At 66.9% G+C, this 687-nt stretch carries 1 protein-coding gene and 1 pseudogene; both read right to left on the reverse strand.

Annotated features, from left to right (window positions below; all coding sequences use genetic code 11):
• Window positions 1–195, reverse strand: a 195-nt coding sequence (locus MW084_RS06855) for an ERAP1-like C-terminal domain-containing protein (protein WP_275563804.1), incomplete at both ends; no start/stop codon positions are given.
• A 126-nt stretch (window positions 196–321) separates the two neighbouring features.
• Window positions 322–687: pseudogene (locus MW084_RS06860) on the reverse strand (M1 family aminopeptidase); the annotation flags it as partial.

Consider the following 687-nt stretch of genomic DNA (forward strand, 5'->3'; position numbering starts at 1 on the left):
GTGGTGAGGTAGTGGGTGGGGGGGAGGTCGCCGTCGCGGACCATGTCGCGGAGGGTGGTCCAGAGGACGGCGCGGGTGAGGGGGTCGGGTAGGTCGGAGATGTGGTGGAGGGTGGTGTTGAGGGAGGTGGGGTCGAGGCGGAGTTTGGTGTAGGTGAGGTCGTGTTCGTTGGGGAGGATGAGGGCGGGGTGGGGTNNGGGGTGNNGTGNGNNGGGTGTGTTNGGGGATGTCTGTTTCGTAGCGTTTGCGCAGGGTGAGGGTGTGGTGGTCGGCGGGGTCGTGGTCGTAGATGCCGATGGTCGGTGCNGTNGGNGNCGTNGNTGCCGTAGACAGGTGGTGGAGGGTGAGGGTCCAGTGGTCGGGGGTGGCGGTGGTTTCGGCGGTGGCGGTTTCGGCGGTGGTGGTTTCGGCGGTGGTGGTTTCGGCGGTGAGGGTGTCGATGCCGGTGGTGCGGAGCCAGGTGTCGGCCCAGGTGTGGACGTCGCGGTCGGTGGCGGTGGCGAGGTTGTCGATGAGGTCGGTGAGGGTGGCGTTGCCGAATTTGTGGCGGGTGAAGTGGCGGTTGATGCCGGTGAGGAAGTTTTCTTCGCCGATCCAGGTGACGAGTTGGCGGAGGGCTGAGGCGCCTTTGGCGTAGGAGATGCCGTCGAAGTTGAGGAGGGCGGAGTCGGTGTCGGGTACGGCGTC

It is taken from the genome of Streptomyces sudanensis, assembly GCF_023614315.1.
In the GTDB taxonomy this organism is placed as follows: Bacteria; Actinomycetota; Actinomycetes; order Streptomycetales; family Streptomycetaceae; genus Streptomyces; species Streptomyces sudanensis.